This is a genomic window from Cedecea sp. VD22, from assembly GCF_037150195.1.
Lineage (GTDB): Bacteria > Pseudomonadota > Gammaproteobacteria > Enterobacterales > Enterobacteriaceae > Cedecea.
Genome location: NZ_JBBCPX010000033.1, coordinates 1 through 3,617, shown reverse-complemented (window position 1 = coordinate 3,617; position 3,617 = coordinate 1). Strand labels below are relative to the sequence as shown.

The 3,617-nt window shown below is 45.0% G+C and carries 3 protein-coding genes; all 3 read right to left on the bottom strand.

The genetic code is table 11. From position 1 onward, the window contains the following. Nucleotides 1–1,909: autotransporter-associated beta strand repeat-containing protein (locus WFK85_RS23285; RefSeq protein WP_336710422.1), on the bottom strand; the 1,909-nt coding region annotated here is incomplete at its 3' end. A 118-nt stretch (nucleotides 1,910–2,027) separates the two neighbouring features. After that, complete coding sequence (locus WFK85_RS23280) at nucleotides 2,028–2,624, bottom strand: hypothetical protein (protein WP_008461653.1); 597 nt, start codon at nucleotides 2,622–2,624, stop codon at nucleotides 2,028–2,030. Between the two features lie 5 nt (nucleotides 2,625–2,629). After that, nucleotides 2,630–3,136: a helix-turn-helix transcriptional regulator gene (locus WFK85_RS23275; protein WP_008461655.1), complete on the bottom strand. Its 507-nt coding sequence runs from the start codon at nucleotides 3,134–3,136 to the stop codon at nucleotides 2,630–2,632. Nucleotides 3,137–3,617: the final 481 nt, after the last annotated feature.

The following is a 3,617-nucleotide window of genomic DNA, read 5'->3' as shown; positions in this document are numbered from 1 at the left end:
CGGTCTGGCTGTTGCCGCTGAGATTAAGGGTCGCACCTTCAGCTACCGTCACACCGGAGGTGGAGGCAAAAGTATCCTCAACACCGGTTTTAAGTGTGCCGCGGCTGACCGTAGTAGTACCTGTGTAGGTATTGGTGCCAGTCAGTATGAGGGTGCCGTCACCCTCTTTGGTCAATGTCTTACCGTCCCATACACCATCGGCACCATTGATATTATCGGCAAGTATTGTGCCTATGTTGAGTACTGCTCCGCCTTTAAGGTCAAAGGTTCCATAGCCATCACCTGCGGTATTGTTCCACCGCAGGCTGTAGATGATGGAGTTTCCATCATCTGAAAGAGACATCTTTGCGTAGTCTGTTGCGGCCTCTGTCAGCAGCTCGTTGATAACATTCCCTGATATAAATCCGCTAATGCCTGAGGTGGTGGTGGCCAGTGTGTAGGTGTTCTGCTGCCATTCACTGATATTTCCACGCAGGGTAACGGTACTTTCCAGAGAAACCGAATCTGCCTTTAGCACAGAGTCCCAAGTGGGGTTATTGAAGGTGAGCGACGTGTTCCTGGCGAAAGAGGCTTGCCCCGTTAGGGTGAGCATCTTACCGGAGAGTGTTAAGCTGGTATAAGCATTCGCCGTCAGATTTCCGGTAACTGTCGTGGCGTCATCGCTGGCAATGGAGAGGGTATTGAAAGTGTCGGTTTCTGAAAGAACGATGTCACCGTTGATCTCTGAACCAGATTTAAGGATCAAATAATTATCATTGCTGGTTAAACGAATTGCCGCACCGCCCGTTCCGCTAGTACCATTGGTTCCACCGTTCCCGTTACCCGCGTTACCACCTGCACCCCGATCAATAGTTCCGTTGTTAATAATAGTCAGGTTGCCTCCAACTAAGGCATCGCCACCAATACCACCATTACCACCTATGCTCGTATCTGTAGTTGAACCTGAGCCACCTTTACCGCCACTACCGCCGCTAATCCTTCCATTATTGACGATGTTAAGGTTATCGCCACTTATACCTGCGCCTCCAGAGCCTCCTTCACCTCCGTCACCAGGTCCCGACCAACCCCATTCGTTTAGGTCCACGCCGCCCGTGCCACCGGAACCACCATTACCCCCCGAAATTACGCTATCGTTAAGGATGGATAGATTCTTACCGGCGATAGCTGTACCTCCCGAGCCTCCTGCGCTGGCGATCTGAATACCAAGAACATCACCACCACTACCGGCTTCCCCACCCGCTAGCACTCCACCTGTGTTATTGTTGATAGTAAGGTGATTCCCAGATATTGCATTGCCTCCTGCTCCGCCAGAACCCATGGTGAGATATCGACCGGTGCCTCCACCCGCATCGCCGCCGTTACCGCCCGTTAGTATTGCACCATTATTAAATATAGTAGCTGTCGATATGCTGACTGCGTCCCCCCCATTACCGCCATTACCGCTTTCAGAACCATTGCCCATTGCTATGGTACCTGCCCCTCCAATCCCCCCAGCTATATTAGCGTCAGTAATGCTGATGGGGTTATCCTCAGGTTTAAAAGTACTGGTCGTAAATTCATAAGATGATGAACCATCTGATCCATTGATTCCATTCGATGAGTCAACACCGTTACTGCCTTTATTTGACTGGAGGAAATAGGTCACTCCATTCCCAGGTAGTGTTATGTTTTTTGTTTCAGCGACTGATGAACTATTAATTCCGCCTAAAAAAAAGACAATAGAGAAAATCACTTTTTTTTTCTTATGTGAACGGCTCAATTCCCCACCAGCCATCCAGGCTCGCTGAGTTGAATTCCATGCGAGGTGATATCTATGGTTCACTTGGTTTCCTCTTAGGTTATGAATTGAAAATAAAAATTTGAAATAAATGTCGATATCTGGAGAGGGAAAGATGGCAGGAAAGCACACACCAATCCTTATTTTATTTCTCGGGAATTATATGTCTAAAGAAAATCTTTTTTTCTTATAATAATAACTCATGGAGTATCCCTACTATTAAATCCATTAAAAAAGTATCATGAATTTCTTACATGCCGGGAATGCCCGGCAATCCTCGGTTACGTTCATTCACAAACTGTAAAAATGCCAGTTGCCGTAGTCCCGTCTTCTCAAGAATTTTTTTTCGGTGCGCGTAGAGTGTTTTGACCGGTTTTCCTGTCATGCGGGAAAGTAACGGTAGGCTAACCCCGGATAAAAAAAAGGGGAGCATGCGACGCTCTGTGAATGTCAGTCTTATGCTTTCGACGCGGGTGCTTTTTCCCAGAGCGTGTTGTCCTGACTGACGCAAAGCGAACTGTAATGAGGTAATATCCTGTCGCTGACTAAGGCTAAGGCATCTCTGGTTTGCAAATGGACATAATCTCCCGCTCTCATCACACGTCAGCCAGATCCGAACTGCATCAGGACGAAGGGCATGAAGAGCGTTCAGAGCCGTCCATTCTCCCCGAAACACAATCCGGCTGTCCACAGCAAGAATTATACGTCCTGCAACCTCGATTTCTGGAGGAATATATCGCGAACTGAACCCCACCCGTAGACAAACCATCTCGGGCAACAGCGCGGTAAGGCCCGTGTATAACCAGCAATTCTCTGTCAATACAATCAGTAGCACTTCATTGTTCATGTCTCTCACCGTTTCATGTAAACAGGTATTCCGTTATGCGGGAAACGCATTTTCTCTGATAGTTTTTTTCTGTATACGTAGGCTGTACTGATACTGGTGCCGAGAATGCAGGCTATATGTTTCATGCTGACGTCTTGTGCTAATAAAGTCAGAGTTCGATACTCAGGCAGGGTGAGTGCGCCAGCACTATAATTTGCAGCAGTAATTTTTCCATTATCGGGTATTCGGCGTATACTATTTGCCAGTCGTTCAAGTCCACTGTCTGAGGATAAAACTGCATGTACATTGGCAAATTCGGTCAATAATAAGAGTGACAAAGGATATAACGTTGGGCTAGAGATAATAACGATGCTTTTTATATTCAAAATCTGAGGCTGTGTTATAAAGTCATAAAATGTAGATTCATCAAGATTAACAAAGTAAAGATTTTTTCTGCCCGCTATCTCAGCAATTGCCATGATTCCCTTTCCAAAAAAAGAATCATTTTCCGGCCAGTAACCACACTTATCCATGTGAGTCTCCTGCGTGACATTAAAAAGCACGTTATTAATTATGACCAAAAAAAGAATGCCAACCAATGAAAAACACAAATTCAGACAGGCCCACAGTGTAGTTTACATTGATTTCGCACCGACTCAGAGGTTGTAGCGAAATAATATACACATAACAACAAAATAGTCAAAAACGATCAATTATCTTTTTGTGATAGGCTTGGGCTATCAGAGGAATGCAATTGATCGATTCATCCTATTTTAATCAAGCGTGAGGTCGCAGATATCAAGGATGCTTGGATAAATAAGCCAAAAGAACCGTCAGTAAATACGCCAGACAAGCACATATTAAAGAAACTTAAATTAATGGAACATTTTTGTATTTATCACCTTGCGTGAGTATCAGCCTGTTAACTTTAAAAAAATGGATATTTGAGCAACTTTGTATTTATGATGGTGTTTTATTCTTTGTGAACGCCAATGAGCCATATGAAAACAATAT

What these genes read in the sequence shown, in the direction of transcription:
- WFK85_RS23280 (WP_008461653.1), bottom strand. Translation starts at nt 2,624, where the DNA reads ATGAACAATGAAGTGCTACTGATTGTATTGACAGAGAATTGCTGGTTA.
- WFK85_RS23275 (WP_008461655.1), bottom strand. Translation starts at nt 3,136, where the DNA reads ATGGATAAGTGTGGTTACTGGCCGGAAAATGATTCTTTTTTTGGAAAG.